Consider the following 26,244-nt stretch of genomic DNA (forward strand, 5'->3'; position numbering starts at 1 on the left):
CTAAAAAACTTTTATTTTAGTAGTAGTCAAATTTTCTTTTCTTTTTCTAAAATGTTATATTTACGTTGATTTCTATGATTGAAAGGTGAACTTACTAATGGACTTAAAAGAACTATTGATCTACATCTTTTTCGGTATGGTTCAAGGATTCACTGAACCTATCCCGGTATCTTCAAGCGGCCATCTCGTAATCATGCAATACTTTATGGGTATTGAAGTAAAGGATTTAAACTTTGAAGTACTTGTTAACTTTGCTTCTCTTCTAGCTGTTTTGCTTGTTTATAAACAAGATCTATACGAGCTTATTAAAAATACGTTCGCTTATTTATCCACTCGTAAAGAAGAATATAAATCTGACTTTATGTTCTCTATTTATTTAGTGCTAGCTACTATTCCAGTTGCGGTCCTCGGTATTCTTTTTGAGGAAATGATTGGAGAACACTTAAAAGGAATTCAGCAAGTTGGCTTTGCTCTTCTTGCTACAGCCGTCGCTTTATACTTAATTAGAAACTTGAAAGGATACAAAGGTGACAAAAGCCTGACTGTAAAAGATGCGGTTGTCGTTGGATTCGCACAAGCAGTTGCGCTTATTCCAGGCATCAGCCGTTCAGGAGCAACGATCGTAGCATGTATGGCGCTCGGCATGAAACAGGATACAGCGCTTCGATTTTCGTTCTTCTTATATATACCTGTAAGCTTAGGAACCTTTTTATTGTCTGTTGGTGACATCGCAGGTTCATCTAACTTCAGTGAGATGGCATTGCCTTACGCAGGGGCTTTTATTGCATCTCTTATCTTCTCCTACTTTTCATTGAAATGGTTCATGGGGATAATGAAGCGCGGCAACCTTGGGTATTTTGCTTTATATTGTCTTGTAGCTGGATTGTTTATCGTATTTTATTTCTAAAAATAAAGAGCTTGAGAAATTGTTCTCAAGCTCTTTTTGTTATTCTTCGGCCAATTCTACAGTATCCAGATTGACCTCTCTCTTTAGGACCATTTTGTTTTGTTTTTCGTCATAGAAATAGATTTTCATCTGATTGTCTTCAACCAGCTCCGTATCACCGGTAAACAACCCAAAATACCCATTTCCTAGCGGAACAAGGTTTTTATGAAATTGACTCCCCTGGTATGACATATCGTCGTAGTTATGATCAACCGTTACATTGCTCCCGCTAGGAACGAACACCAATATAACCGCAATAACGATTAACGTGATCCGAATCCTTCGCAGCTCATCACTAAAGTCAGAATACATACGTTTCCCCTCTTTTCCTTTCTTAACTTTACCATAAAAAGGAATATTGAATTAACAATAGTTTTAAAAAATGGTGCCTTTGTTGGGAGACTTATTCATTTAGAAGTGGTATTCTAATTATTGGAAAATAATACCGAAAATGAAAGGATGTTGACCTCGATTGGATTTTATTTTGGACAATAAATGGGCTTTTCTTATTGTAGCGGAAGTCATATTTTGGGTCTCGACCCTTTCGTTCTTGATCGTAAGATACTGGTTTAATCTGAAGACACTGAGTATCGCCTTCTTTGTATTATTTATCGTAAACGATCTATGGATTGCCACGATGGGTTATTTTGATTATATGAGGACTGGTGAATTTTCTGCTTATCAAATCATCATCTTAATCGTGATCGCGTATGCATTTCTTTACGGAAAAAGTGATTTTCAAAAACTTGATCATTTTATACAGCGAAAAGTGGCAAAATGGCGCGGGCTGCCAGAACCCACATTAACGAACATTAAACCGCTTTATGGGACAGAGCATGCCAAACAAGAAAGAAGAAATTTTTATGGACACTTATTCATCTTCTCGGCGGTCCAAGTGTTGTTCTTTTTTATGTTTGGTTTATCCGATGCTGTTTCCTCTATTCAACTCGATACTCTGTTTGAAGATTGGTATGATCAGAAAGAAACAGATTTGTTCTATAAAAATGATACAGCCAATAACGTTACCCGTATTTGGGCTCTCATTCTTGCGATCGATTTTGTCTTTTCTATGTCATATTCCATCTTTCCTAAAAAAGAAAAACAACTTACACGTTCAGCGTAAAGTGCTGTTTCCAGTTATGGTAACCGTGTATGTCATCCTCTTAGGTATGTAAATACATAAATGGTTAAAATAAAATAAAAGACGGAGCTGCCAAAAAAGTAAAATAAACTTACTTTTGGAGCTCCGTCATCTTTTAGGTTATTCAGATTTAGGCATTTCTTTGGAAGATGTTTTCACTCGCTCATTTCCCATCATCAAAATAACAATGGCTGAGATGGCAATCGGAATAAGTGCATACGTGAAAACAGTACTGATTGAACCAGACACTGAAGCTGTTATGCTTTCAAGAATTTCATCTGGTATTTTAGCTCTCTCTTCAGGTTGGAATACTTTTTGCGGATCTATGCTGCTGAATGTTCCTTTTGCTGCTTCCCCTTTTCCTTGCATGTTCTCACTTAATTTTTCATAGAAAACCCGGTTCTGAAGCGCTCCAAAAATGGTTACCCCGATCGTCATCCCCAAGGAACGAAGAAATGCATTTGTTGAGTTGGCTGACCCGCGGTGACGGAACTCCATACCATTGATCGTTGCTGTCGGCAGCAAGGAAAACGAAAAGCCCATACCAAAGCCTACAAGTATCATAAATAAAGTAAGCATCAGCCTTGTCGTATCTGGTGTAATACCACTAAGCAAGTACATCCCTGTGAAATAAGCGATGACTGAAACAATCATAAGATTTCGGAAGGTTGTTTTGGTCTGGAATATACCCCCTACCATACTTCCTGCTACAGATCCCAGCATCATTGGCGTTAGGATCATTCCAGCACTCGTTGCTGAACCGCCATAAACGGCCTGAACAAAGATCGGAATAAATACCGCCAAAATGATAAATGTACCGCCATATAAAAAGCCTAGAATTTGAGATGTTGCAAAAAGGCGTCTTTTAAACATCCAAAAAGATATGATCGGTTCGGTAGCTTTTTGCTCTACGGCAAAGAAAACAATAAAAAAGACGGTGAAGATCGTGAACAAAGCGACGATGGGTGTTGAGTCCCATGCGTATGCTTTCCCGCCCAGTTCAAGGGCAAACATTAAACTAACAACCGCTACGACAAGAGTGATGGCACCCCACCAGTCAATTTTTTGTTCGCGGTGTTCAAGGGTTTCACTATAATAACGGTAAATGAGATAGAAGGATGCTGCACCAATCGGGACATTAATATAAAATACCCAATGCCAGCTGATAGCATCCGTTATGAATGCTCCTAACAAAGGACCGAGAACACTTGAAGTTCCAAAAACTGCTCCCAGCAGCCCCGTCATCTTCCCCCTTTTCTCAGGTGGAAAGATGTCAAAGACAATAGTGAAGGCGATCGGCATGAGTGCCCCTCCGCCAATACCCTGAATGGCACGGAACGCGATCAGCTGCTCCATACTTTGAGCCAGTCCGCAAAGCATCGAACCTAAGAGGAACACAACGAGTCCGAATATAAAGAATCGCTTTCTTCCATACATATCTGAAAGCTTTCCGTAGATCGGCATACCTGCCATAACAGCGACCATATAAGACCCTGTTACCCAAACAAATTTATCAAAGCCCCCAAGATCCGCAACAATCGTCCCCATCGCAGTAGCAACGATCGTGTTGTCCATGGCAGCCATTAAAATACCGAGCAATAAACCAGCAACAACCAATTTTATATTGCTTTCCTTATGTACCATCTTGCCATCTCCTAAATTATCCTTAATAAACTTAAGTATACATGAGGGACTGACCCCCAACAATTTATTTCCCACTCTGTTTTTAAGTTTTTCTTTAGGGTGTTTGCTCCATTTCACCTCTATTTGGACATCAGTTTTATTTTATAGCCCTCCAATCCATACATTTCACGACAATTATTTCTATATAAACAGTAAATGTGACGTGGCAGTAAATATGCTTTACACTAGAGATATGCTATAGAGGGTGGGATTTTGGATGGCTCAACATGTTTTTCATTTAAAAGCACATTGGCCCGGCGGCCGTAATGACACGGGATCGATCGCAACGAAGAATCTTAAAACGATCGTATCGATTCCGCCAGAAATGGACGGTCCTGGAATTGGAACAAACCCAGACGAAATGCTTCTAGGAGCAGCTGCAACATGCTATATCATTACCTTTGCTGCGATGATAGAGCGTAGCAAGATTGAAAAAATAGATTTAACGATGGAATCTGAAGGATTGGTTGACGTTACGAATGGTGTCATCACTTACGAAAAGATCATCCATCGCCCAATCGTCACGATCAAACAAGAGCAGCCAAAAAACATTTCGACACTTCTGCATAAACTCGCCATAAAGGCTGAAAATTCGTGTATGATTTCAAGAGCATTGAAAGGTAATGTCGAAGTAGAAGCGATTTTGACGATAAAAACACGTTAGAATACTGAGAATAGGCCTTGCGTTGCCTGTACTTTCCAAATTTATTATGATACCATAAAAGTTAATTAAGGAAAATATTTTATTATTTGGGTTCTTAGGTGATCCCCCATAATAGAAAGGGGACGATGTATCATGAACCAACAAGATGTGAAAGCCATTCTGTTAAACTTGCAGAACAAACAATATATCGAATCTGATATTACACATACTTTTAGTCAAAACAACAGTGCCGTTTTTTCTGTGAAGTACTCCAAGAACGAGAAGACTTTTGAAGTTGTTCAAATTGAGACGAACTCCCTAGAGAAGTTTTCAGACGTAGAATCTGCTGTTCAATCGATCAGCTCAATGATTATCAAATAGAGAAGCAATTGATTCTCCTTTTATATTTAAAAGAGGTGCCCATGATTCATGGCAGCCTCTTTTTTGTTTGTCTTTTTAATTCCCGCGTAACATCCAGTCGTTTCCTTCTATTCTTTTGAAATGGTCTTTTATTGAAATCATGACATAGACAATCGCCTCTTGTGGTCCATTTTCCGTTTCAACTTTCGCCGTAATTCGTTCATATAAATTATTGGTACCATTCTCTTCATAATCTTCAAGCTTATCGAGTTCTATTAACTGTTCTGCTGTTACTCGATAAAGCTCACCTTTCACAGGAATCTCACTACTTTCACATACTAAAGCCGGATAGCCCCATCCTGTATCATAAAGCTGTCCTTCAATCGTACAATTCTCGTCCAAACACTCCGCTTTGTTCAGATAATAGGAATATTTCTCACCTTTTCGCAAAGTTCCATAAACAAATACAAGATGATGGTTCATTTTTAAATGCCCCTTTTCTAAGAATATCTTTTATAAACCGTAAAAATTACTTTGGTCAAGAATACCCTTCACATACAAAAACCTCAAACACGTTCCATGTTCAAGGTTTTATTTCACTATTCTATTTAGGCTCCAATATGGTCTGCTGTGTGGGGACCCCGCCAATCGGTACAGTTCGGTCACTAAACTCATAAAGCTTCCCATCCACAAGGAATTTCCGGCCGCCTTTATATACAGCCTGCTTTCCTTCTTTCCTTAGTTCTACCTCTATGGCTTCCGCATATTCCTTCAAATCAGTATAACGATCATCCAACGTTAGAGTGATGTTCCCTTTTTTATACCCCAGCAGCCAATTCAAAAAGAAAAGCGCAAAAATAAACGCAATAAGAGTGTACAATAGTATCATTCTGACACTCGCTCCTCTCCTAGAAACAGCAATTTTTATTTTACATCAATAATATGTTCGTTCCTTTTTTTACGGCCTCCTCTTGCTGCATCAACAAACAATACTAGTGCTGTGACGATATGCATGATCATGCCGAGAATCGGTACAAAACCAACAACAGATGTGATTAGTCCTAGGACACTTCCGTGAAATCTTTCTTTTTGCACTACACAAATAATCAAAGTTACTAAGTGGAGAACGAACATAAACTGAAGCGGTGCCCAGCCAGAACCTAAAATGATAAGGCCACCTAAGAACGGAATTCCAAGAAATGCTTCAATTCCACCTGTTACCCATTTTAAAAGTCTCGATATACCCATGAGACAACCTCCTCAATAATTTCTATCCTATCTTACGGCTCATAACTGAAAAAGTTTCTTTTTGCAAAATTTTAGCAGTTCCTTTAAAAGCAGCCATTCCAATAATTGTTCCTATCGTGTTTAAGATAAGGTCATCTACATCAAAAGAGCGATACCCCATCTTTAATTGGCAAAGCTCCATAGTGAGCGAGACCAAAAAACCGATCATAATGACTTTCCAAATCTTCATATTAGAAACCCTAAGTAGTAAAGCAAAACCAAGTGGCACAAATAAAAGAATATTACCGCCTATATTACGAATTGGAACCATGAAGTAAAAATGAGTAAGAGAATCAACGATACTCTTAAATGGTATTACATTATGGGAAATTTCTATTCCCGTTCCAACTAAGTGATAAGGATTAAAAAAAGGAAAAGGAAATACTGTCGTAAAATAAACAAACATCAGCGCAAATGGCAAAGCTGCAGCTACAATCTCCTTCTTAAAAGCAACCTCTCTTCTCCATACAAAAACAATTGCTCTGGCAATCACCCAAAACACTGTGAAAATTATTATTAATTCCACTAAATCTCTCAAAATATCCACTGCCTTTTTTTCTATTCATCGTAACAAAAAACCTCCAGTATTTGGAGGTTTTTGTAATATCTATTTTTTAGTCTTACTTGCTGCTTCTATAAAGTTTGTGATGATCGCCATCATGTTTTTGTTTTCATGTCTTAATTCTTCTGGATGCCATTGTGTTCCGAGCAAGAATGTAGCTTCATCGTCCTCTAGCTCCAGCGCTTCTATGATTCCGTCTGCTGCTCTCGCTGCCACGCGCAAGCCTTTACCTACTTCCCCGATCGCCTGGTGGTGGAAGCTGTTTACCGCTACTTCTTTCTCACCAACGATTTTATAAAGTTTACTATTCTCATCTATCGTCACGGTGTGAGATGGCTCAGTTCTTGTTGCAGATGATTGGAAGTGGTTGATGGCGTCATCGAATTCACTTACGACATCCTGAACAATCGTACCGCCATAAGAAACATTCAATAAGTGATACCCTCGGCACATCGCCAAAATTGCTCTTTCATTCTCACGTGCTTTTTTTACTAGCTCTATCTCAAAATCATCACGATGCTTATTCACTTTTTTTACTTTAGGATGCGGCTCTTCGCCATACGTTATGGAACTGATATCCTCACCGCCTGTAAAGATGATTCCGTCACACATCTTAGCATAATAATCAGCTTCCTCAGGCTTTCCCATCGGAATTACGACAGGAATTCCTCCAGCATCTCTAACTGTTTCTGCGAATTTATTATAAACAACGATGGTATCAACATTTTCATTTTGCGTTTCGATTGTATTTATAGACATAACTGTACTTGTAAGTCCTATTAATGGTTTATTACTCATAGTTCTACTTCCTCTCAATTTGTTGTACTTTCTCATATGTATCCCTTTTGACCGGTTACTAAACACCCATTATTTATCATTCCAATAGCTGGCGTGAAATTATTCCCTTAAAATAATCAAAATGAACTACATATCTCTAAAGATCTTTCTTTAAACTCCAAAAGAAAAACAGCTCACCCGCGTGAGCCGTTTCTGTTTGTTCATACCAGACCCTTTTATTGGATGGGAGTCTGTTGTTTATTTGCTGAATATACTAATTCAATGTCACCGTTCTCTTTAACACTCTTGACGATATAGGTTTTCTCAACACCTTGTTCGGTATTGTGAAAGGTTATTTTATCGCCCTCTTCAAAATCAGATGTTCCAGTGTTCCAGATCTTCTCGTCATCCGGTTTTCTCATAATCTTCACCTCTCGATATCCGATTCAACAGCTCAAAAAATATGCAAGACATCATCTTTTCCCTATTTTCCCTTAACAAAGAGAAAATAATCACATTAAACAACATATAAGTCTTACGATGCATATTCTCTCGGTATTGAGAAGCCAGTGAACACACCTTAGATGATCACTGGGTTTATTCCGGCTCAATATCGGAACAGTATGTGGTGAAGCTTATTAGACTCTCTCACCAACCGGTTATGACAAGAATTTATGGACACCTCTTCATATTTTTAGTAAGAAAAAACAGGAATTCTGTAAAATTTGGGTGCCTTATGGTAATAGTTCTACTAAGGCTATTAAATACCTTTAAAAACATTTAAATTCTTTAATTATTTACAAAGGTACATTTATTAAACTGTCAGCAGATCCAATTCTTCAGCTACAAATTCCATTAATTCTGCTATAGCTGTTGATGAAAAGTCAAATTTCACTCCAGCCGCTTCATACACTTCAGGCAAGGATTTGGAGCTTCCCAGCTTCAGTGCATCTATATACTTCTCGATCGTTTTTTCGGGGTTCTCTTTGTACTGTTTATATAATTGAAGTGCTCCCAGCTGAGCGATTGCATATTCGATAAAGTAAAAAGGAACCTCAAAAATATGAAGGATTTTCAGCCAGTTCTTATCTTTCCAATCCTCATAACCATCCCATTGAACAATGGTAGCATCGTACCGTTCCTTGATCTCGCCAAACTTTTTGTTACGCTCTTCCCACGAATGATTCGGATTCTTATATAGCCAATGCTGAAATTGATCAACGACCATGATGTATGGAAGAAGCATGACTGCTGATTTTAAATGCTCCTTTTTAGCACGCTTAAATTCTTCTTCACTTTTATAGAATTCATCCCAGCGGCTCGCTGTCATCAGCTCCATACTCATACTGGCGAGCTCAGCTGACTCCATCGGTATTTGCTTGTTTGCATAAACTTCTTGATCTCTTTTTAGCATGTCATGAATACCATGACCCATTTCATGCATGAAGACGATCAGATCACTGTCTGTGTTTGAAAGGTTCATAAAAATAAAAGAGAGTCCTGTTTCTGGCAAAGACTCACAAAAACCGCCTTGTGTTTTGCCTTTTCTGCTGGTTAAGTCCAGAAGACCCTTCTCATTCATCTCGTGAACGAGCGAACCAAAAGATGGGTGCAGTTCACCTAAGACTTTGGCAGATTTACTAATCAATTCTTCAGCCGAATCTACGGGTTTCAAAGGTTTCTTGCTTGCTGCAACACCCATGACATCCCAAGGTCTGTATACCTCAACATCTAGTTCTTTCTTATGCTCCTTCTCCAATTGCAGAGTAAGGGGCACAACATGCTCACGGATAGATTCAGCGAGCTGATGACAATCCTCAGGTGTGTAATCAAAACGGTTGTACTTTTTAAACATATAATCTATAAAACTTGGAAGTCCAGCGTTCTCTGCCTTTTTTACGCGAAGCTGGATCAGTTCATCTAGAATCTTCTGTACCTTTTCTTCTTCTTTTAAAATGGGCGTATAGATTGCTTCCATTGCTTTTTTCCTCGTGTCCCGATCAGGATCACTCGCATGCGCATAAAGTTCGCTTAACGTTACTTCTTCACCTTCCCAGTTCGAAGTCAAACTTCCGGTAATTTCGAAATACTGATTGGTAAGCGCATCTTCTTGCTTTTCAATCTCGAGGTTTGCTTCCTGGAAAAGAGCGAACTGTACACGAAGCTTCTTTTTAAATTCACCATATTCACTGTCTGGAAGATCGCTTAAGAAAGGCGATTCTAACAGCTTCTCATCTAGTAAGGATTGATACTTTTTGTAAAGCGGCTTGATGTGCTGCTGGTCGAATTCGTACTTCCTTTTGTTATCCTCATCATCACTCTGACATTGAAAAGCGATGTAGTGCCTCATCATTTTTTCTTCAACTTGTTCGTAGAGTCTTTTTTGGTCTGATAAAAAAGTATTTAAATCTTCAATCGAACCGATTTGTACGTTTAAAAGGTTCTCAAGCTCTGCTTTTAAACTTTCAACATTTAACTCGTTCAACGTAATCCCTCCCAAGTCATTCTATCTAACACTTTATCACATAGCAGGTAAAATATGTAATCATGAGATAAGAAGAAAAGCTAACTCCTCAGCATCATTCCTGCCTTTATGAGTTAGCTTTAAATCGTTAGTGTAGAAAATTACACCGTAGTTTTTGCCGTTGCGTATTGTTTTTTCATATAATTCATAAGTACGTCTTTTACCATGATATTTTCTCCGAGTTCGATCAGCTTGTTGCCAACCACACTCGGATAACCACAGACCTCTTCGTATAGAAGTGGCGTTCCTGTTCCAATTTTATACGTTTTTGTAAGATCGATCTCTTCTCCGTTCAGGCGGATGTCCGACACTTCTTCACCCTCACCGGTCCAGCTTAATCCTGAAAACTGAAGCTTGCCGATTGGTATCCCATGCGGACGAAAACCGCCTCCGTAAACGCGTTTATTCGTCACGTCCTCAAGATATGTTTCCTTGATAAGACCCGCAATCTGTTTTCCAGTTAGCTCCATGATGATTGGTGTATGCATGCTCTTACAGACGTCCAAAACATCTCTCTTCGTAATCTTTCCACGGCTTAAGCCACCTGTAAATCCACCGCCATACATAATTCCGATATCTGTGTTCCAATATTCTTTTAAACTATCAGCTGTCATCTTCACAAGCTGTTCATGTGAAATGTCACCCGCTGATGCTGTAAGAACTTCCGATAAGAACTGTTCTGCTTGCAGTCTTCCATTCTTCAGCACTTCTTCCAATTCAGGATCCTGTTCATCTTCCAAACTCACTTCTGTTAATCTGCCATCATGTCCGGTAACTTTTTTAGTATCAAGATCCACCGTGATCGTTAATTCTCCAACATACTGACCGTAACACCCTGCTTGTACGATGATGACATCAGAAACGACATCTGGCTTTGGTAAGACATTATGCGTGTGTGCTCCCACAATTACATCGACTAATCCAGATAGTTCGGTAGCTAGCTTTCTATCCGCTTCGAGTCCTAAATGAGAAAGAAAAACAATCAAGTGTGCTCCTTCATTCTTTAAATGAGCTACTTCATTCCTTATTTCTCTTACAGTGTCCCGGTTTTTAAATCCATGCTTTACTTCATATAGATCTTCAAAAAGATCAGTCGCACCAAATAAACCGATCTTTAAGAGTTTACCCGCGTCCAGAATCAATGACTTAAGTGTGCCGCCAATTTGTGAGCCATCAGCTTCTGCCAGGTTAAGCAAAAGCCATGGTACTTTTGAGTCTAAGCTTAACTGCCTGATCTTTTCCTTTGGCAGACGAAGCAGCTCGTTATTGCCTACTGACATGGCGTCATAGCCCGTAGCTGACACCATATCGAGATGGATGTACCCGTTTGTTGCCAGACACTCATTCATGCTCATGTCCATATGATCACCGCCATCTACAACGATGACGTTATGATTTTGACTCAATAGTTCCTGTTTTCTTTTCTTAATAAAAGCAGACTGTCTGGAAGCTAAGTCATAATGTCCGTGCAAATCATTGGTGTGCAGAATCGTAAGTGTTTCTTTCATAAAACAACCCCCGTTTTTGTTAGCAGTTACAAACCATGACAACATTTCCATCCGGATCTTCTACATTGAACCAAGCGACTTCCCCATGCCACTCGATCTCACGGATGATCTTGATGTTCTTTTCTTTGATGTCGGCGTAAGCTGCATCAATATCTGGCGCAAACAAATTAAACATCGGCCCTGACCCCGGTGCGCGATGAAACGACGGATCGAACGTATGGTCATCAAGGGATAAACCTGTTTGGCCGGTGACAGGAATGTTATGTACAGGCGACTCGACTTTATCCATTTCAACCGTGATTCCGAGTAGCTCTGCATACCATTCTACAGACTTTTTCAGATCAGACACGTGAACAAAAACATTATTAATGTGACTTTGAATCGGAGCAATACTCGTTACTTTTTCACTCATAACTAACGCCTCCATTATTTTGGTTATTCCTCATACGTTTTGCGAAAACCATAAAAAGGTCTGAAATTCTGAGATTCATAGAAAGTATGCGATGTATGGGATGCGAGCATTTCCATTCTTGTCCGCGGATACAGATTATGCACATGCTTTAGCAGCTTGCCGCCTAATCCTTTGCCTCTAAACTCTTCTGAAATGAGCATCTCACAAACATAAATGGTTACATTCATATCGGTCAGACACCGAATATATCCTGCAATTTTCTCGTTGGAGCCGATCACAACATACGCTGCATTGGAGTTTTTCCATGCATTAAACGTTTCTTCATATCGCTCGACAAGCTGATTCCAGCCTTCCTGTTTGTTCAGTTCCTGAATTTGAGAAAAGTATTTTTCAGAAAAGGGAACAATCATTAGCTCTTCCACTAGTCTATCTCCTTATAAGAGTGCTTTAATGTTCTGAACTCCTTTTTCAACTTCCGAAAGCGGATTTCCTTCAAAATACTCCTGCTCGATGACGCAATAATCCACCTGTTCTTCATCAGCAAGCTTTAGAAATCCTCTCATGTCCAAACTACCTGATCCCGCGATCGTGCTTACCTTCTTATCGTCCGTTGTTGTCATATCTTTTAAATGAAGGGAAACACATCGACCTTTATATGTCTTTAATAGTTCTTCAGGTTCGAACTCTGCATATTTCGCCCAGTATGTATCCAGCTCCATTTTTACAAGTTCAGGATCGGTTTCTTGATAGATCACATCAAACGGAAGTTTTCCTTCTAACTTATAAAACTCGAAATCATGATTATGATAAGCTACTCGAACTCCGTATTCTTTGCTTCTGAACGCTGCCTCGTTCAGTGTTTCAGCTACTCGTTTATAATCATCGATCGACTGTCTCTGTTCTTCAGTTAAATACGGCATGATCATTAGATCGTTCCCAAGCACCATCTGTTCATCAATATGCCGTTTAAGTGCGTCACCTGAAAAACGGTCTAATGGGATATGCGCCCCCGCAACAGTCAGCCCAGTTGAGTCGAGCACTTTCTTCACTTCTTTCGCCGATATTCCGAAAAGACCCGCGAACTGAACACTGTCATACCCCATGTCACGAACTTTTTCCAACGTACCAAGCAGATCTTTTTCAGCCTCTGACTGTATGGAGTATAGCTGCAATCCGATCTTACGCATGTTTACCCTCTCCTTATTCATTCGGTTATAAGATTTTGTTCATCGACACCGATGCCTGCTTAAATCCTTGCTTTTTATAAAGCTTTATTGCATTATCATTGCTTCCGAAAACATGAAGTCCGAGTGATGCCGCACCATGTTCCTTAGCTTCTCCTTCAAAGAACCGGAGAGCTTCACCTGCAATGCCCTGTTTTCTAAACGCTTCTAGGATGTATATATGGTAGAGGAAGGCTTTTTTCTCCTCTTTGTTGACATGAAACCATAGATAACCCGCTAAACTTTCATCACTATTAATATGATAAAGATATTGCCCCTCTGTATTCTCTTGATCTGGCAGCAAGCTTTCGATCTGCTTTTCTGCTTTCTCGTTTGCCTCATCCATCGACATCAGGTAATGCAGAGCCGTATCTCTGGCGTAATCAGGAAGCATAAACTCTATGTAACTCTTGAACTCTTTATTGCTCATCTTTTCAAAAGTGATCAATATACTTCAACTCTCCTTATTTCATCAGATACTCAATGATTTCAGGCATTCGTTCACGCCAAGCCGATTCATGATGCTTTCCGCCTTCTGCTACTTCAAAGCGAACTTCTATGCCCTTTTCCTTGAGTTTTTCATATACTTTTTCTGAAGAACGGATGTAATGTCCTGCATCTACTTTTGATGTATCTTCATCGGTTCCGATGTCCATATAAAATTTTTCTACAGCACTTAAATCACTTTCTTCTATGAAGCTCTCAATTTCCTGCTGGTTGAACCAAAACGCAGTTGATAAGCTCGCTATTCTGCTGTAAATGTGCGGATAGCGGCATGCGGCATAAGTGGAGATCAGCCCGCCCATTGAACTTCCTGCCATTAAAGTATCATCAGGCTTCGTTCGGTACTTTTCATCAATAGCTGGCTTTAACGTATAGAGCAGAAACTCAAGATACGCTTCCCCTTTTCCTCCAAATACACCTTCGAGCTGGAGCAGCTCTGGTCCGACGGTCGGGTTTTCCCAAGGACCATATTCATTCAAACGCTCAAACCCTTCATGATTGCAGTCGATTCCGACGATAATTAGAGGTGTTTTGCTTTCTTTCAGATAGTCTGCTAACCCCCAAGACTCGCCATAACTAGCATCTTCATCACGAAAAAGGTTTTGACCGTCATGCATGTACAAAACGGGATAGGTTTCATTCGATTCCTCATACCCCTCAGGAAGGCATACGCGGATCTGTCTTTCCATACCGCCGAACTGTTCGACCTTAATCTTATGTTCTTGTATCATCGTATTCTCCTAATCTTGATTTTCTTATTTCGCAATCATTGATGCTTTGGAAGAGGTTGATTTCCGTTCCAGGATGCTCGCTTTCCGCAGGGCGTGCGGTGAGCTTCCTCGTCGCATGCCTAGCGAGAAGCTTCTCATGTGGCAGGCACGCATCCTTGCACTCCAACCAACTTATCAATGAAGTTTTTAAAAAAATTATTGATATAACTCGTAGCCATTTACAAAAAACTGGATCGTCTCGATTTCATCCTCGGACAAATCCCGGTCGATCGATTCTCTATAGGCTTCTGTAATGGCTTCATTATTCCCTTTAAATTTTTCTGTAAGTTTTGCGACACTTCTTAATGTCTTCGCCTCTTGGCCGTACTCTGCTTTTGAAACGGGCTTCCAATGAGATAGAATATACGTTTCTGCATCAAACGTATCAATGACATCTAAAAGATTAATTGTGTTTGTAACCGTGTAATTATTTCGCGGTGCGTACATGTTCGCGTATATGCAATCTGCTAAAAACAAGATCTTTTCTTCTTTTATGTAGACGATGATTGAATCTGTGGTATGATCCCCGCCAACATGCTCGAGGATACATGTCACACCTCCGAGATCGATCTCCGCTTTTTCATCAAACGTGATCGTGGGAAGTTTTACCTTGATATCCCGGTGTTCTTGAAATTCTTTTTTGATAGCGGTTGCACAAAACTCAATTTCAATCCCTTGCTTCACTCTTTCATCCAATGCTGCATCGGTCCATGAAAAAGGCATGATTTCTTTCATTTTTTCTTTAGTCCTACTAGAGGCGATTGCCGGAAAATCTAAAGCGGACATACCAAAGATATGATCCCAGTGCCAATGCGTAATTACAGCAAGACCAGGCTTCTGTATGCCTTTTTTACTTAATTCTTCTAAAAAGAATTTTGCATGATTCTCTGAGTTGCCAGCATCGATCATGAGTGTCATATCGTCGCCGACTACTGCCCCTAAAATCGGTCTGTCTGTTTCAGAGACAGGTGTTTGATACCAAAATCTTTCACTTAATTTCTCCAGTGTCTGCATACTTCATCTCCCCAAGAAACAATCTGTACTTTTCTACATTGTACATTTTAATTATCTGTCAGGGTTAGAAAGATGCACATTCTGCTCGATATGGATTTCTTTTGGCAAGGAAGTCGGTGCATTTGGTACTTTTCTTGTTTTCATATTGATCACATCAGAGGAATAGAGCTTTACCATCATACTTCCTCCATATTTTTTTGCCCTGATCAAAATAGGCTGATTGTATTGATTTTTAAATTGAAAATCCGGACCGTACCAGCTGACCGTTGCATCTCGACCAGGGGGAACGTATGGAACCCGCTTGCTGTGAGAATAACGCTGCACGATCTTTAATCCTGCCCGGTCAACAGCATTAAAAAGAGTAGAGGACACTTGGCAAATACCTCCGCCTACCCCTTCAGATAATTCACCTCTTACGATGATGGGAGCCCGCATATATCCCTTGGCTATTGTTCGATTTCCTACGACTTGATTAAAACTAAAGGTTTCACCAGGGAAAATGACGTGGCTGTCTAATGCTTTTGAAGCTAGATCAATATTATTGGAACGGCTTTTGTTATTAGAATTAAAATACGTTATGTATTGTCCGATCTGCTGCGTTTTTATATGTGCAAGAAGTTCTGTATCCACCCGTGGATACAGATTAACTTCAGGTACATCCAATTTAACGGGACCTTTTCCAAAGAAATACGAATAGAAACTTTCTTTAAACATCTGACGGTTTAATTTGTAACCTACTTCACCAGGAATGATTCCACCATGATCATTGATCTTGGCGTTGACGGGGGCTTTGTAGGTTTGTTTTTCAAGCTGATTAACAAATAGGTCGTATTTTTCATCATCGACCATAGGTATGCCTGGGATCTGGGAAGCAAGTTGAGTCCGATTTATCTCCGCGATCGTTTTCCCTTGCTGGTTCACAGTAAAGCTATCAGGAAGATTGACGGGCTGTGCGATTAATAACAATCCAGTTAACCATTTTAGGAACATTTTGTACCCCTCCATAAATTACATAGTCATACCTAGCGTTTTTTACTTTTTCCTAATTTGCTGTTTTTATTACAGAATCTCAATAAAAAACGCGTGAATCCACTTTGATCCACACGTCATAATCGTTATGCTTTTGTATTCAGCGGCTTCAGCCGTGCTTCAATTTCTTCTCGCTGCGGTTCTAGGAAAGGAGGCAGTGCCAATGATTCTCCAAGATGCTCCAATTCCTCGTCAGTATCAAAACCTGGCCCATCGGTCGCAAGCTCGAACAGAATGCGGTTAGGCTCACGGAAATAAAGTGATTTAAAATAAAAACGATCTACGAACCCGGAGTTTGGAAATCTGGATGTTTTAACTTTTTCAATCCATTCACGCAGTTCTTCCTCATTATCTACCCGGAATGCAACATGATGGACCCCACCGCGGCCAAGGCGTTCCTGTGGCAGGTCTGTACGTTCTTCAATATGAATCTCAGCGCCTGAGCCGCCTTCTCCTGTTTCCAAAACGATAATATCAGGCTGCCCTGTAACTTCTGCTGGGTATGTGCCGCTTTTTCGGAACCCTAAAAGCTCCGTTAGCACTTGTATAGTTGGCTCAGCTGCTGGGACTGTTAATCGGACAGGGCCAAGTCCGATGATCGCCGTTTCTTCTGGAGTCGTACTTTTACTCCAAGGTTTTCCGCCTGCTACTCCTTTGTTCTTTTCATCCGAAACTAAGATCATACGCTGTCCTTCGAAATCACGGAACGCGAGAGTCTGCCGTCCTGCACGGTCCTTAATTCCTTCAGTTTCTATTCCATGGTCTTTTAATCGGTCTTCCCAGTAATTTAATGCGGCATCATCTTTTACACGAAGAGAGATCGCAGAAATTGAATTATTTCCGTCATGGTTGCGGCCAGCCATCGGGATCTCAAAAAACGTGAGCTCTGTTCCCGGATTTCCTTTTTCATCTCCATAAAACAAATGGTACACGCTCGTGTCATCCTGGTTCACGGTTTTCTTGATCAATCTGAGCCCCATCACTTCTGTATAAAACGTAAAATTCTCAGGAGCTTTTGCGGTAAGAGCAGAAACGTGATGAATTCCTTTAAGTTCCATCTACAAAACCTTCCTTCATACTTTTTTTATATTATCTGCTTTTTTGTGAAAAATGCCCAATAAAACGATTTAACTCCTCGGTGCCCAAAGCATGACAGATACACCGATGAGACAGATTCCTGCTCCAAGCCAGTCATACATATCCGGTGTTTTCTTGTCTACAAGCCAGCCCCATAGTACCGCTAATATGACAAAGACACCGCCATATGCGGCATAGACCCTTCCGAACGTCGAGAAATTCTGCAAGGTCGGAATTACACCGTATGCGATTAAGATTAGGCTTCCGGCTATTCCATATGTAAGAGGCTTAGATTCACGCAGCCAGAGCCATACGAGATAACCTCCGCCAATCTCGGCAATTCCAGCAATTATGAATAAAAAAATGGCAGCAAACACCTTAAAACCTCCTGTTAAAACAATCTTCTTTCATTGTAAAAGAAAAAAGACCGAAAACAAAATTCGGTCTCTTACCTTACTTCAAGAAAATGCATGCTGAACCATCGTTTTTCATCACACCATACTTTTTTTGGTGTAAATCCGCAAAAGCTGGCGATCTCATGGAACTCTTCAATCGTAAATTTATAGGAGTTTTCTGTATGAATGGTCTCACCTTCCTGGAAGGCGATCTCTTCATTACCAATCGTGATCACTTGATCCTTCAAGCTTACAAGATGCATCTCAACCCTGCCTTTTTCCGCGTGATAAAAGGCATGATGGCTGAATTCTTCGAGCTTAAAGTTTGCGAGCAATTCACGGTTCAATCGATTGAGCAAATTCTTATTAAAATCACGTGTAATCCCTTTTTTATCATTGTAGGCCGCATTTAAAACAGCATGATCTTTTTTCAGATCCACACCAATCAACAGACCTCCGCCTGGTCTTAAAAGTTCTGCCGTTTGTTTTAGGAATTTCCCCATTTCATGCGGCTCAAAGTTTCCGATCGTTGAACCAGGAAAGAATACAACTTTTCGTTTCGAGTCCAGTTTTGGCATCTCAAATTCTGCTGTATAATCTGCAGAAACAGCATGTACGTTTAGGTCTGGATATTCTATGGATAATGCTCTTGCAGATTGATAGAGAAAATCTTTCGAGATATCGATCGGTACATATTCTTTCAAATCTGGCATCGCCTCTAAAAGAGTCCTTACCTTTTCGCTGCTGCCGCTTCCGAACTCAATGAGTGCGCTGTCTGTTCCAACGGCATCTGCCATTTCGTATTTATACGTATTTAAGATAAACAACTCTGTGCGGGTCGGATAATATTCCCGCAGCATCGTGATTGCTTCGAATAGCTCCGAACCTTTTTTATCATAGAAATATTTCGGAGAGATCGATTTTGGCATTGACTTTAGACCATTCAAAATTTCACTGTACATATCTGTTTCGTTTTCATTTCCGATATGATAATGCACGTTCTGTTTGACGGTTTTCATGATTGGTCCTCCGCTAAACGCAATCCGCTGAACTGCCACCTTTTATCCGCTTGGAAAAAGTTACGGTATGTTGGACGGATATGGGATTGGGAGGTTGCACAAGAGCCGCCTCTTAAAACCATCTGGTTGCACATGAACTTTGCGTTGTACTCGCCGAGTGCTCCCTCGAGCGGTTTGCTTCTTGGATATGAGGTGTACGGGCTGCTCGTCCATTCCCATACATCTCCATAAGCTTGTTTAAATGGAGCAAGAGTTTCTGAACCATCCACAACAGGATGATAGTACTCACTTTCCGCAAAGTTTCCCTCGATCGGGATCGACGCCATCGCATGTTCCCATTCAGCTTCAGTCGGGAGTCTTTTTCCGCTCCATCTTGCAAACGCATCTGCTTCATAAAAACTAACATGGCATACCGGCTCATCCAAGTTAAGCTTCTTCTCACCTGTTAACGTAAAGGTGTACCAGCCGTCATCTGCTTTTCTCCAATAAAGTGGATGCTTCCACTTTTCCTTTTTTACAGTTGCCCAGCCATCAGACAGCCAATGCTCAGGCTGTTCATATCCTCCCGCTTCTATAAATGAGATGTATTCCCCATTCGTTACGGGATGAGAAGCCAGCCGGTAAGGCTCAAGCCATACTTTATGACGCGGCCGTTCATTATCAAAAGAAAAGTTTGTGCCGGAGTATCCGATCTCGACAAGACCGCCTTCAATATTAATATAGGTGTTTTCCGTGCTTGATTGAGGAAGCTGGATCGACTTAGATTCCGCAAATTGCGGCAATAAGGGATTGCATGAAAAATTATATTTCACATCGGTTAAAAGAAGTTCTTGATGCTGCTGTTCATGCTGAAGACCGATCTCAATCAGGTCGTGTATCTCCTGAGGGATGTTATTTTCGTAGTGATCCACGAGCTGAATGATGGCTTCATCAACATGTTTGCGGTATTCATAGACTTCATCCATTGAAGGTCTCGAAAGCACACCTCTTGAATGACGGGGGTGATACGAACCAATTGTTTCATAATAGGAGTTAAATAGATAATCAAACTGCGGGTTATAAGGAACATAAGAAGAATCGTTTTCTTTTAAAATAAACCGTTCAAAAAACCAGGTTGTATGAGCGAGGTGCCACTTTGGAGGACTGACATCAGGCATAGCCTGAATGATCGTATCTTCATTCTGAAGTTTTGATGCTAGTTTTTCTGATAAGGACCTTACCTGTTGATATTGTTCGCTTAACTTTTCAGCTGCAGCATGCTCAATCGCCATAAATATCCTCCCTTAATTATCATTTCAGGACATTGCATCTTGATATATATATTGATGTTGTTGATTTCGCATTCCACTCAGTTGTAATACAACCATATTAAAGTATAAATAGCCGAAAAAAGGTAAATTCAAACAAACCACATGAATTCTTAACAATTGAGATGCTGCAAGAGAAGGCGTGCAGGTGATTTAAAAAAGTGTGGTCAATTGAGAGGTGTGCAACTGTACAAAAATGCGGACTGACCGGACAAAAAACAGGCTGCACCGAACAAAAAACAAACTTCACCGGACAAAAATTGGGACTGACCGAACAAAAAAGAAAAAAAGGATATCCGCACCTAGCAGATATCCCTTCCTAACTCAATCTCTTAAAAACTTCCGGTCAAAAATAAATGGACCAAACGGCACGACTGATGACAGCCCTGCTAGAAAAGCTCTCATAAACGGCCACTTTTTAACGTTCCACACATAAAGAATAGCTAAGGCATAAAGGACGAACAGCAAACCGTGCAGTCCGCCTACAATCGTTACCGCCATCGGCTGATCCATAAAATACTTTAAAGGCATTGCGATAAATAGAAGGATCAGGAATGACCAGCCTTCTAAAAATCCAATTGTTTTCAGCATTTTAATTGGGTTCATAAAATAATTACCTCCAATATTGCAATTCTATCTATAGTTTTATCATAAATCATATAAAGATAGACTTCCCAACCCTAACTATTGTGTGAACAAATGGAGGTCATTTTCTATAAACTATAAAAAAAACCGGACGCATATGGCGCCGGTTCAGGTAATTCCTGCATTCTTCTTTAATCGTTCATAAATTTGATAAAAGTCTTCTTGCGAGATGCCTGGTGCAAACTCCTCTGATATCGATCTTAATTCAGGCATCGGAGCACCTTCTGGGGCACCGATTACAGTTTCAAGCTTTCCGCCTAGTGGATGCTCACCTGCCCATATTAAAGCAATATCCCGATAATCTGTATCACTAAACGTATAAAGCTTACGGTGGACTCCTTCCGCCTCAAACTTTCTTGTGGTTTCAAATGCTGCGTTTTCGAGATCAGGCACCGGGAGCATTTTCTTAATATCTACACCTGTTACCATTTCAATCGCTTTGGCATAGGCAAGAACGTGAACGCCGCCTCGAACGAGCAGATAACCTATCATCTCACGCGCTACTGGGTTACTGGTCATTTCGTATACTCTCATTTTGTGAGTTCTCGCCCCGCATTCCAAGAAAAAGTTATGAAGCAGATCGAGCAGTAAGTTCCCGCTGCTGAACACATAATCTCCATTCCATGCTTTCCCCATCGAATCAAAAGGAAAAGAAGTTTGTGCGGTTGCAATAAAATGCTGAGTGTTTCTTTTGTCGGTAGCTGCCGCCATCGGTGCTGAATTCACATCACCCGGCTGCGTAGTCCCGTAAATCATCAGATTGATCGTATGGGAAACGAGTTCCACATGACCAAACTCTTCTGCAGTAATGCTAGAAACGAGATCAAAGAACGGCTTAAGCTTTCCTCTTTTTCTAAAATTAAAGGATTGATACATATAGTTATTGAGCGTTGACATCTCACCGAACCGTCCGCCTAAAAGCTCCTGAACAGCAGCTGCTGCATTCGCATCTGGGTTCGTCGGCGTCGGCAGTTCGATGGCCAGTCGGTTAAAACGCTTGATCATCAAGCTCCCTCCTCACGATTGCAGATCGTTTAAAGGTATGAGATTCGGCGATTGTACTATTCCTGTATTTGTTGGTGACGGGGTATTCGCGTATGCGAAAATTGTCGAGGATTGTAAACTCGCGGATAAACACTTTAAATTTTTGGATTGAGCGCTAAAACTCGTGGATAAACTATCCAAATTTTTGGATTGATGCCTCTTTTTTCTGGATTCCGACTTTCAAACATGGCTGAATACCCCTTTAGGTATCACTCGGAAACAGTTTCGGCACCCGAAACTGCACCTGAATTGATCGTTTGAAGATGGTTCAACAAAGAACTGCGTAGTTTTTTGCTATTGTAACCTCAATTCCCGCTAAAAATTGAAAAATCCCTCCTGATTATGATCAGGAGGGACATCCAAATTTAAAAGGTTATCATTGAAAGTCGCCGAAATAAAGATTTCAGCGTCTTCTGTCATCAAACAGTCTCAACCTTGCTTCGGTTTCCCGCCTACTCCCCAGTGTTTGTTCGGAACCTCCTGGATCAGTACACGTACTTGTTCTTTTTTTACATCTAAACTTTCAGCAGCTGCATTTGTTAAGCTTTCCATCAGCTTACTCAGCTGTTCATCTGTTCTGCCTTCAATCACTTGAACCTGAATAATCGGCATGTGCAAACTTCTCCTATTTCACATATCTGGACGAAAGCGTGACAGAACCTAATCCGTCAAACTGAGCGATGATCGTGTCATCCATATCGAATGCAATGGCTTCTGATAAGGCTCCGCTAAGTACGATATCCCCTTTTTTCAATCCTTCGCCACGTCTTGCCAGCTTTTGAACAGCCCATGCAACTGCTTCTGCCGGGTGGCCAAGAACAGCTGAACCTGCACCTGTTGCGACCATCTCTCCATTTTTACTCATAACCATCCCTATGCCTGCTAAATCCAGCTCGTCTGGCTTCATCATCTTGCTTCCCAATATTAATTTTGCTGAAGAACAGTTATCTGCAACAACGTCTGGAAGGGTAAATCGGAAATCCTTGTAGCGGCTGTCGATCACTTCGATGGCTGCTACAACATATTTTGCAGCTTTCATGACATCGTCAGCTGTAACCTTTTCGCCCATCAAGTCTTCTCCCATAATAAAAGCAATCTCTGGTTCTGCCTTTGGATGAATCAATCTGTGCTGCTGAAGCGGCTCCCACTCGAAAGCAAGCATGTCACTCAAAAGATATCCATAGATCGCTTCATGAACGCCCATCATTTCCTGCTTCGCCTTACTCGTCAGACCAAGTTTGATTCCTAGGCGTTTTGTTTTCGTTTTCTCCATTCGTCTTTCAATCAGCTTTTTTTGCAGATCATACGCTTCATCAATTGACAGATCAGGGTACTGATCGGTTATTTTCACTACTTCCTTTACATCACTTTCCGCACGCAAAAGATAATCGATGACTTCAATATCAGACCTGTTCGTTACTGCCATGCTTTACACCTCCAGTTTCGTTTTCTGTGCCAGTTCAGCAGCTACTTCAATAATGAGATCTTCTTGTCCGCCGACTGCTTTTCGTTTTCCTAATTCTATTAAAATATCTCTTGGGTCTAAACCAAACCGTTTACCCGCGCGTTCCGCATGAAGGAGAAAGCTGGAGTAAACCCCAGCGTAGCCCATCGCGAGACTTCCTTTACGAATTTCCTGCGATCCAGGAAGCATCGGACCGATCACGTCTTCAGCTAAATCCATCATCTTATAAAGATCGATTCCTGTTTCAATTCCCATCCGGTCCAGCACGGCAAGGAGAACTTCCGTTTGTGTATTCCCTGCACCTGCTCCAAGACAGCGAACACTTCCATCGATATGTGTCGCACCTTCTTCAATCGCCACTAATGTGTTAGCCACAGCAACAGATAGATTGTTATGTGCGTGAAACCCGACTTCAATATCAAGCGAGTTTCTTAATGCAGAGATCCGCTCCTTCACTTCATTAGGCAGAAGAGCTCCGGCAGAGTCTGTTACATACACGCCTTGTGCGCCATAAGACTCCATGAGTTTCGCTTGTTCCACCAGCTTTTCTACCGGAGCAGAGTGTGCCATCATCAAAAAGCCCATTACTTCCATTCCAAGTTCACGTGCCATATGGATGTGCTGAGCGGACACATCAGCTTCCGTAACATGAGTGGCAACTCTGACGAGACTTGCACCTAACTTATGTGCTTGTTTCAACTCTGAAACAGTCCCGATACCTGGCAGCAAAAGAACGGCAATTTTCGCCTGTTTGCATGCGCCAACTGCGGTTTCAATCAGCTTCATCTCATTGGTAAGCGACCTGCCGTATTGAAGCGTAGATCCGCCCAACCCGTCACCGTGGCTCACTTCGATATAATGCATGCCTGCTTCATCAAGTGCTTTAGCTGCATCAAACACTTGTTTTTCCGTGAACTGATGCGCCATCACATGACTCCCGTCCCGAAGACATACTTCTGTAAATTTCAGCGGCAAAGAACTATTTCGTTTCATGAAATGTCACCGCCTTGTTCGAATGTTTTTCTTGGCCGAGCAGGTGTTTTGCTACCGTTTCTCCAGCTTGTTTTGCCGCAGCTGTCATGATATCGAGGTTGCCTGCGTATTTCGGAAAATAATCTCCAGCTCCTTCTACCTCAACAAAAACCGTGACACGGCTGCCATCAAATAAAGGTTCTTGTTTTAGGCGGTAACCCGGTACATAGCTCCTAACTTTTTTCTCCATTTCAGCAATCGACTGTCTGACCTTCTCTTCGTCCAGGTTCTTCACTTCACAATAGATGGTCGCTCTCATCAAAATTGGAGGGTCTGCAGGATTTAGGATAATGATCGCTTTTCCTTGATCTGCTCCTCCGACCTCTTCAATCCCCCTTCGTGTTGTAATCGTGAATTCATCGATGTTTGCACGTGTTCCAGGGCCAGCACTTAATGATGAGATCGTCGCCACAATTTCACCGTATGTGACATCAGCGACTTCATTTATCGCATGCATCACTGGAATCGTAGCTTGTCCCCCGCACGTGATCATATTGATATTGCATGATTCCATATGATCTCCTAAGTTTACTGGCGGACAAACGAACGGACCTATTGCTGCAGGCGTTAGGTCGATCACTGTCTTTCCCATGTCTTTTAAGATCTCAGCATGTCTCATATGCGCTTTAGCAGAAGTCGCATCAAATACGATGTCAGCGAGGTCCGGTCTTTCTATAAAATCATCGATACCGTTCGTAAAAACACGGTAACCTGCAGAGTTCGCACGTCGCAGACCATCAGATTCCGGATCGATCCCGATCATTGCTGTAAGTTCAAGACAATCACTTTTTTGAAGCTTATACATCAGATCAGTGCCAATGTTGCCTGAACCAAGTATAGCGGCTTTAATCTTTTTCACTGATTTTAGTCCTTTCTGCACAAAGTTTAGTCACGAAACGAGATAGATACCGTACCGAGCTTTCCGAAAGCTGCGGTTATTTCATCACCAGCATCTGCATCGATCGCTGCTGACAGGGCACCTGGAAGAATGAGCTCTCCTGCCTTTAACGAAATATTGTAGTCTGCTAGTTTGTTAGCGAGCCATGCGATCGCATGTGCCGGGTGTCCAAGAGCAGCAGCACCTGCACCTGTCGCGGTCACTTCTCCATTTTTCAAGAGTGCCATACTTAATGTACGCAGATCGAGTTGCTCAATTTCATAAAAGGGTTCACCGATTACGGCTCTTGCTGATGAACCATTATCAGCAACCGTATCGACAAGCTGAATCTTCCAATCTTCTATTCTGCTGTCTATGATCTCTAATGCAGGAACGAACGCTTCAGTAGCCATCAGCACATCTACATACGTAACATTCGGACCGCACAAATCTTCTTTCAAAATAAAACCGATCTCTGCTTCCACTTTTGGTTTGATAAAATCTTTTCTGGAAAGCACACTGCCATTCGTAACTTTCATGTGATCCAGAAGGTGACCATAATCTGGTTCGTTGACACCAAGCATGTTCTGCATGGCCTTGCTCGTCAGTCCTACCTTTTTCCCGATTACGACTCGTCCTTCATCCAGTTTCTTTTGAACCCATTCGAGCTGTATGCCATAAGAGTCTTTAACAGACAGTTCGGGATAGCGTTCAGATAAAGGCGTAACAGGAACGAGTTTCTCTTCTGCCTCTATTAGTTCTGCTGTTAACTTAGAAATGATTTGCTGTTGCATCTTAGTAAATCCTCCCTTCTCTATTCAAAGAGCAAAACGCGACTGGAATCCAATCACGTTTTAAAAAAATATATAATCGAAATTAACAGATGGTACGAATTGTTCTTCAATGGTCTTGAAAACCATCTATGCAGTTGATTGGAGCGCAAGGTGCGAGACTCCTGCGGGATTAGCGGGACAGGTGAGACCATTCAATGTCGCAAAGC

32 protein-coding genes are annotated in these 26,244 nt (G+C 41.2%); 4 read left to right on the top strand and 28 right to left on the bottom strand.

What is annotated here, in order from left to right:
- Positions 1 to 97 precede the first annotated feature (97 nt).
- Entirely contained in the window at positions 98 to 907 is an 810-nt protein-coding gene (locus EV282_RS14595) for an undecaprenyl-diphosphate phosphatase (protein ID WP_130296494.1), read from the top strand.
- A gap of 39 nt (positions 908 to 946) precedes the next feature.
- Here the strand turns inward: EV282_RS14595 and EV282_RS14600 are convergent, their stop codons facing one another.
- Positions 947 to 1,258, bottom strand: coding sequence for a hypothetical protein (locus tag EV282_RS14600; protein ID WP_130296495.1), 312 nt, complete (start codon positions 1,256 to 1,258; stop codon positions 947 to 949).
- 160 nt (positions 1,259 to 1,418) lie between these two features.
- Between EV282_RS14600 and EV282_RS14605 the strand changes: the two genes are divergently transcribed.
- Positions 1,419 to 2,069, top strand: coding sequence for a hypothetical protein (locus EV282_RS14605; protein WP_130296496.1), 651 nt, complete (start codon positions 1,419 to 1,421; stop codon positions 2,067 to 2,069).
- Between the two features lie 138 nt (positions 2,070 to 2,207).
- Here the strand turns inward: EV282_RS14605 and EV282_RS14610 are convergent, their stop codons facing one another.
- Positions 2,208 to 3,731 carry an MDR family MFS transporter gene (locus tag EV282_RS14610; RefSeq protein ID WP_130296497.1) on the bottom strand — a complete coding sequence of 508 codons (1,524 nt, stop codon included), beginning with the start codon at positions 3,729 to 3,731 and terminating at the stop codon, positions 2,208 to 2,210.
- A gap of 256 nt (positions 3,732 to 3,987) precedes the next feature.
- On the opposite strand from EV282_RS14610, the gene EV282_RS14615 reads away from it, so the two are divergent.
- Positions 3,988 to 4,434, top strand: a complete 447-nt coding sequence (locus tag EV282_RS14615) for an OsmC family protein (protein ID WP_130296498.1) — start codon at positions 3,988 to 3,990, stop codon at positions 4,432 to 4,434.
- Positions 4,435 to 4,566: 132 nt separating this feature from the next.
- Positions 4,567 to 4,794, top strand: a complete 228-nt coding sequence (locus tag EV282_RS14620; protein WP_130296499.1) for a hypothetical protein — start codon at positions 4,567 to 4,569, stop codon at positions 4,792 to 4,794.
- 75 nt (positions 4,795 to 4,869) lie between these two features.
- On the opposite strand, the gene EV282_RS14625 is transcribed toward EV282_RS14620, so the two are convergent.
- The 26 genes from EV282_RS14625 to EV282_RS14750 all read right to left on the bottom strand — a co-directional run bounded on the left by EV282_RS14625 (position 4,870) and on the right by EV282_RS14750 (position 26,038).
- Entirely contained in the window at positions 4,870 to 5,256 is a 387-nt protein-coding gene (locus EV282_RS14625; RefSeq protein WP_130296500.1) for a gamma-glutamylcyclotransferase family protein, read from the bottom strand.
- Between the two features lie 121 nt (positions 5,257 to 5,377).
- Positions 5,378 to 5,662, bottom strand: coding sequence for a hypothetical protein (locus tag EV282_RS14630; protein ID WP_130296501.1), 285 nt, complete (start codon positions 5,660 to 5,662; stop codon positions 5,378 to 5,380).
- A 35-nt stretch (positions 5,663 to 5,697) separates the two neighbouring features.
- The gene (locus EV282_RS14635; RefSeq protein WP_130296502.1) at positions 5,698 to 6,021 is read right to left on the bottom strand and encodes a hypothetical protein; all 324 of its coding nucleotides are present in this window, start codon (positions 6,019 to 6,021) and stop codon (positions 5,698 to 5,700) included.
- 22 nt (positions 6,022 to 6,043) lie between these two features.
- A complete protein-coding gene (locus EV282_RS14640; RefSeq protein WP_130296503.1) occupies positions 6,044 to 6,598 on the bottom strand; it encodes a VanZ family protein in 555 nt (184 codons plus the stop codon).
- 69 nt (positions 6,599 to 6,667) lie between these two features.
- Positions 6,668 to 7,420 (bottom strand): gamma-glutamyl-gamma-aminobutyrate hydrolase family protein, encoded by a 753-nt coding sequence (locus EV282_RS14645; protein ID WP_165389479.1) that lies wholly within the window; start codon positions 7,418 to 7,420, stop codon positions 6,668 to 6,670.
- A gap of 215 nt (positions 7,421 to 7,635) precedes the next feature.
- Positions 7,636 to 7,821, bottom strand: a complete 186-nt coding sequence (locus EV282_RS14650; RefSeq protein WP_130296505.1) for a hypothetical protein — start codon at positions 7,819 to 7,821, stop codon at positions 7,636 to 7,638.
- A gap of 392 nt (positions 7,822 to 8,213) precedes the next feature.
- Positions 8,214 to 9,890: a M3 family oligoendopeptidase gene (locus EV282_RS14655; protein WP_242611932.1), complete on the bottom strand. Its 1,677-nt coding sequence runs from the start codon at positions 9,888 to 9,890 to the stop codon at positions 8,214 to 8,216.
- Positions 9,891 to 10,024: 134 nt separating this feature from the next.
- Positions 10,025 to 11,431: a bifunctional metallophosphatase/5'-nucleotidase gene (locus EV282_RS14660; protein ID WP_165389480.1), complete on the bottom strand. Its 1,407-nt coding sequence runs from the start codon at positions 11,429 to 11,431 to the stop codon at positions 10,025 to 10,027.
- A 19-nt stretch (positions 11,432 to 11,450) separates the two neighbouring features.
- Entirely contained in the window at positions 11,451 to 11,858 is a 408-nt protein-coding gene (locus EV282_RS14665) for a VOC family protein (protein WP_242611885.1), read from the bottom strand.
- An 8-nt stretch (positions 11,859 to 11,866) separates the two neighbouring features.
- Complete coding sequence (locus EV282_RS14670) at positions 11,867 to 12,265, bottom strand: GNAT family N-acetyltransferase (protein ID WP_242611886.1); 399 nt, start codon at positions 12,263 to 12,265, stop codon at positions 11,867 to 11,869.
- A 12-nt stretch (positions 12,266 to 12,277) separates the two neighbouring features.
- Positions 12,278 to 13,030, bottom strand: coding sequence for a sugar phosphate isomerase/epimerase family protein (locus EV282_RS14675; protein ID WP_165389481.1), 753 nt, complete (start codon positions 13,028 to 13,030; stop codon positions 12,278 to 12,280).
- A 25-nt stretch (positions 13,031 to 13,055) separates the two neighbouring features.
- The gene (locus EV282_RS14680) at positions 13,056 to 13,514 is read right to left on the bottom strand and encodes a GNAT family N-acetyltransferase (RefSeq protein WP_130296509.1); all 459 of its coding nucleotides are present in this window, start codon (positions 13,512 to 13,514) and stop codon (positions 13,056 to 13,058) included.
- A gap of 16 nt (positions 13,515 to 13,530) precedes the next feature.
- Positions 13,531 to 14,301, bottom strand: coding sequence for an alpha/beta hydrolase (locus EV282_RS14685; RefSeq protein ID WP_130296510.1), 771 nt, complete (start codon positions 14,299 to 14,301; stop codon positions 13,531 to 13,533).
- A gap of 195 nt (positions 14,302 to 14,496) precedes the next feature.
- Positions 14,497 to 15,354, bottom strand: coding sequence for an MBL fold metallo-hydrolase (locus EV282_RS14690; RefSeq protein ID WP_130296511.1), 858 nt, complete (start codon positions 15,352 to 15,354; stop codon positions 14,497 to 14,499).
- A gap of 51 nt (positions 15,355 to 15,405) precedes the next feature.
- Positions 15,406 to 16,344, bottom strand: a complete 939-nt coding sequence (locus EV282_RS14695) for a VanW family protein (protein ID WP_130296512.1) — start codon at positions 16,342 to 16,344, stop codon at positions 15,406 to 15,408.
- A 125-nt stretch (positions 16,345 to 16,469) separates the two neighbouring features.
- The gene (locus EV282_RS14700) at positions 16,470 to 17,441 is read right to left on the bottom strand and encodes a ring-cleaving dioxygenase (protein ID WP_130296513.1); all 972 of its coding nucleotides are present in this window, start codon (positions 17,439 to 17,441) and stop codon (positions 16,470 to 16,472) included.
- Positions 17,442 to 17,510: 69 nt separating this feature from the next.
- Positions 17,511 to 17,837, bottom strand: a complete 327-nt coding sequence (locus tag EV282_RS14705; protein WP_130296514.1) for a YnfA family protein — start codon at positions 17,835 to 17,837, stop codon at positions 17,511 to 17,513.
- A 71-nt stretch (positions 17,838 to 17,908) separates the two neighbouring features.
- Positions 17,909 to 18,874, bottom strand: coding sequence for an L-histidine N(alpha)-methyltransferase (egtD, locus tag EV282_RS14710; RefSeq protein ID WP_130296515.1), 966 nt, complete (start codon positions 18,872 to 18,874; stop codon positions 17,909 to 17,911).
- A complete protein-coding gene (gene egtB, locus EV282_RS14715) occupies positions 18,871 to 20,145 on the bottom strand; it encodes an ergothioneine biosynthesis protein EgtB (RefSeq protein WP_130296516.1) in 1,275 nt (424 codons plus the stop codon). The genes egtD and egtB overlap by 4 nt, the downstream gene beginning before the upstream one ends.
- A 360-nt stretch (positions 20,146 to 20,505) precedes the next feature.
- Positions 20,506 to 20,787, bottom strand: a complete 282-nt coding sequence (locus tag EV282_RS14720; protein WP_130296517.1) for a DUF3817 domain-containing protein — start codon at positions 20,785 to 20,787, stop codon at positions 20,506 to 20,508.
- Between the two features lie 147 nt (positions 20,788 to 20,934).
- Positions 20,935 to 21,831 (bottom strand): manganese catalase family protein, encoded by an 897-nt coding sequence (locus tag EV282_RS14725; RefSeq protein ID WP_130296518.1) that lies wholly within the window; start codon positions 21,829 to 21,831, stop codon positions 20,935 to 20,937.
- A 468-nt stretch (positions 21,832 to 22,299) separates the two neighbouring features.
- Positions 22,300 to 22,488 carry a 4-oxalocrotonate tautomerase gene (locus tag EV282_RS14730; protein ID WP_278043777.1) on the bottom strand — a complete coding sequence of 63 codons (189 nt, stop codon included), beginning with the start codon at positions 22,486 to 22,488 and terminating at the stop codon, positions 22,300 to 22,302.
- A gap of 7 nt (positions 22,489 to 22,495) precedes the next feature.
- The gene (locus EV282_RS14735) at positions 22,496 to 23,296 is read right to left on the bottom strand and encodes a 2-keto-4-pentenoate hydratase (RefSeq protein ID WP_130296520.1); all 801 of its coding nucleotides are present in this window, start codon (positions 23,294 to 23,296) and stop codon (positions 22,496 to 22,498) included.
- Positions 23,297 to 23,299: 3 nt separating this feature from the next.
- Entirely contained in the window at positions 23,300 to 24,328 is a 1,029-nt protein-coding gene (dmpG, locus tag EV282_RS14740) for a 4-hydroxy-2-oxovalerate aldolase (RefSeq protein ID WP_130296521.1), read from the bottom strand.
- Positions 24,315 to 25,226, bottom strand: a complete 912-nt coding sequence (locus tag EV282_RS14745; RefSeq protein ID WP_130296522.1) for an acetaldehyde dehydrogenase (acetylating) — start codon at positions 25,224 to 25,226, stop codon at positions 24,315 to 24,317. The genes dmpG and EV282_RS14745 overlap by 14 nt, the downstream gene beginning before the upstream one ends.
- A 26-nt stretch (positions 25,227 to 25,252) precedes the next feature.
- Positions 25,253 to 26,038, bottom strand: a complete 786-nt coding sequence (locus EV282_RS14750; RefSeq protein WP_130296523.1) for a 2-keto-4-pentenoate hydratase — start codon at positions 26,036 to 26,038, stop codon at positions 25,253 to 25,255.
- Between the last annotated feature and the right edge of the window lie 206 nt (positions 26,039 to 26,244).

The organism is Fictibacillus sp. BK138 (assembly GCF_004216955.1).
Classification (GTDB): domain Bacteria; phylum Bacillota; class Bacilli; order Bacillales; family Fictibacillaceae; genus Fictibacillus.

Excerpts from the sequence above, each read along its gene's own strand:
- EV282_RS14595 (WP_130296494.1), top strand. The coding sequence starts at position 98 with ATGGACTTAAAAGAACTATTGATCTACATCTTTTTCGGTATGGTTCAA.
- EV282_RS14600 (WP_130296495.1), bottom strand. The coding sequence starts at position 1,258 with ATGTATTCTGACTTTAGTGATGAGCTGCGAAGGATTCGGATCACGTTA.
- EV282_RS14610 (WP_130296497.1), bottom strand. The coding sequence starts at position 3,731 with ATGGTACATAAGGAAAGCAATATAAAATTGGTTGTTGCTGGTTTATTG.
- EV282_RS14615 (WP_130296498.1), top strand. The coding sequence starts at position 3,988 with ATGGCTCAACATGTTTTTCATTTAAAAGCACATTGGCCCGGCGGCCGT.
- EV282_RS14620 (WP_130296499.1), top strand. The coding sequence starts at position 4,567 with ATGAACCAACAAGATGTGAAAGCCATTCTGTTAAACTTGCAGAACAAA.
- EV282_RS14625 (WP_130296500.1), bottom strand. The coding sequence starts at position 5,256 with ATGAACCATCATCTTGTATTTGTTTATGGAACTTTGCGAAAAGGTGAG.
- EV282_RS14630 (WP_130296501.1), bottom strand. The coding sequence starts at position 5,662 with ATGATACTATTGTACACTCTTATTGCGTTTATTTTTGCGCTTTTCTTT.
- EV282_RS14635 (WP_130296502.1), bottom strand. The coding sequence starts at position 6,021 with ATGGGTATATCGAGACTTTTAAAATGGGTAACAGGTGGAATTGAAGCA.
- EV282_RS14645 (WP_165389479.1), bottom strand. The coding sequence starts at position 7,420 with ATGAGTAATAAACCATTAATAGGACTTACAAGTACAGTTATGTCTATA.
- EV282_RS14650 (WP_130296505.1), bottom strand. The coding sequence starts at position 7,821 with ATGAGAAAACCGGATGACGAGAAGATCTGGAACACTGGAACATCTGAT.
- EV282_RS14660 (WP_165389480.1), bottom strand. The coding sequence starts at position 11,431 with ATGAAAGAAACACTTACGATTCTGCACACCAATGATTTGCACGGACAT.
- EV282_RS14665 (WP_242611885.1), bottom strand. The coding sequence starts at position 11,858 with ATGGAGGCGTTAGTTATGAGTGAAAAAGTAACGAGTATTGCTCCGATT.
- EV282_RS14675 (WP_165389481.1), bottom strand. The coding sequence starts at position 13,030 with ATGCGTAAGATCGGATTGCAGCTATACTCCATACAGTCAGAGGCTGAA.
- EV282_RS14685 (WP_130296510.1), bottom strand. The coding sequence starts at position 14,301 with ATGATACAAGAACATAAGATTAAGGTCGAACAGTTCGGCGGTATGGAA.
- EV282_RS14690 (WP_130296511.1), bottom strand. The coding sequence starts at position 15,354 with ATGCAGACACTGGAGAAATTAAGTGAAAGATTTTGGTATCAAACACCT.
- EV282_RS14695 (WP_130296512.1), bottom strand. The coding sequence starts at position 16,344 with ATGTTCCTAAAATGGTTAACTGGATTGTTATTAATCGCACAGCCCGTC.
- EV282_RS14700 (WP_130296513.1), bottom strand. The coding sequence starts at position 17,441 with ATGGAACTTAAAGGAATTCATCACGTTTCTGCTCTTACCGCAAAAGCT.
- egtD (WP_130296515.1), bottom strand. The coding sequence starts at position 18,874 with ATGAAAACCGTCAAACAGAACGTGCATTATCATATCGGAAATGAAAAC.
- egtB (WP_130296516.1), bottom strand. The coding sequence starts at position 20,145 with ATGGCGATTGAGCATGCTGCAGCTGAAAAGTTAAGCGAACAATATCAA.
- EV282_RS14720 (WP_130296517.1), bottom strand. The coding sequence starts at position 20,787 with ATGAACCCAATTAAAATGCTGAAAACAATTGGATTTTTAGAAGGCTGG.
- EV282_RS14725 (WP_130296518.1), bottom strand. The coding sequence starts at position 21,831 with ATGATCAAGCGTTTTAACCGACTGGCCATCGAACTGCCGACGCCGACG.
- EV282_RS14735 (WP_130296520.1), bottom strand. The coding sequence starts at position 23,296 with ATGGCAGTAACGAACAGGTCTGATATTGAAGTCATCGATTATCTTTTG.
- dmpG (WP_130296521.1), bottom strand. The coding sequence starts at position 24,328 with ATGAAACGAAATAGTTCTTTGCCGCTGAAATTTACAGAAGTATGTCTT.
- EV282_RS14750 (WP_130296523.1), bottom strand. The coding sequence starts at position 26,038 with ATGCAACAGCAAATCATTTCTAAGTTAACAGCAGAACTAATAGAGGCA.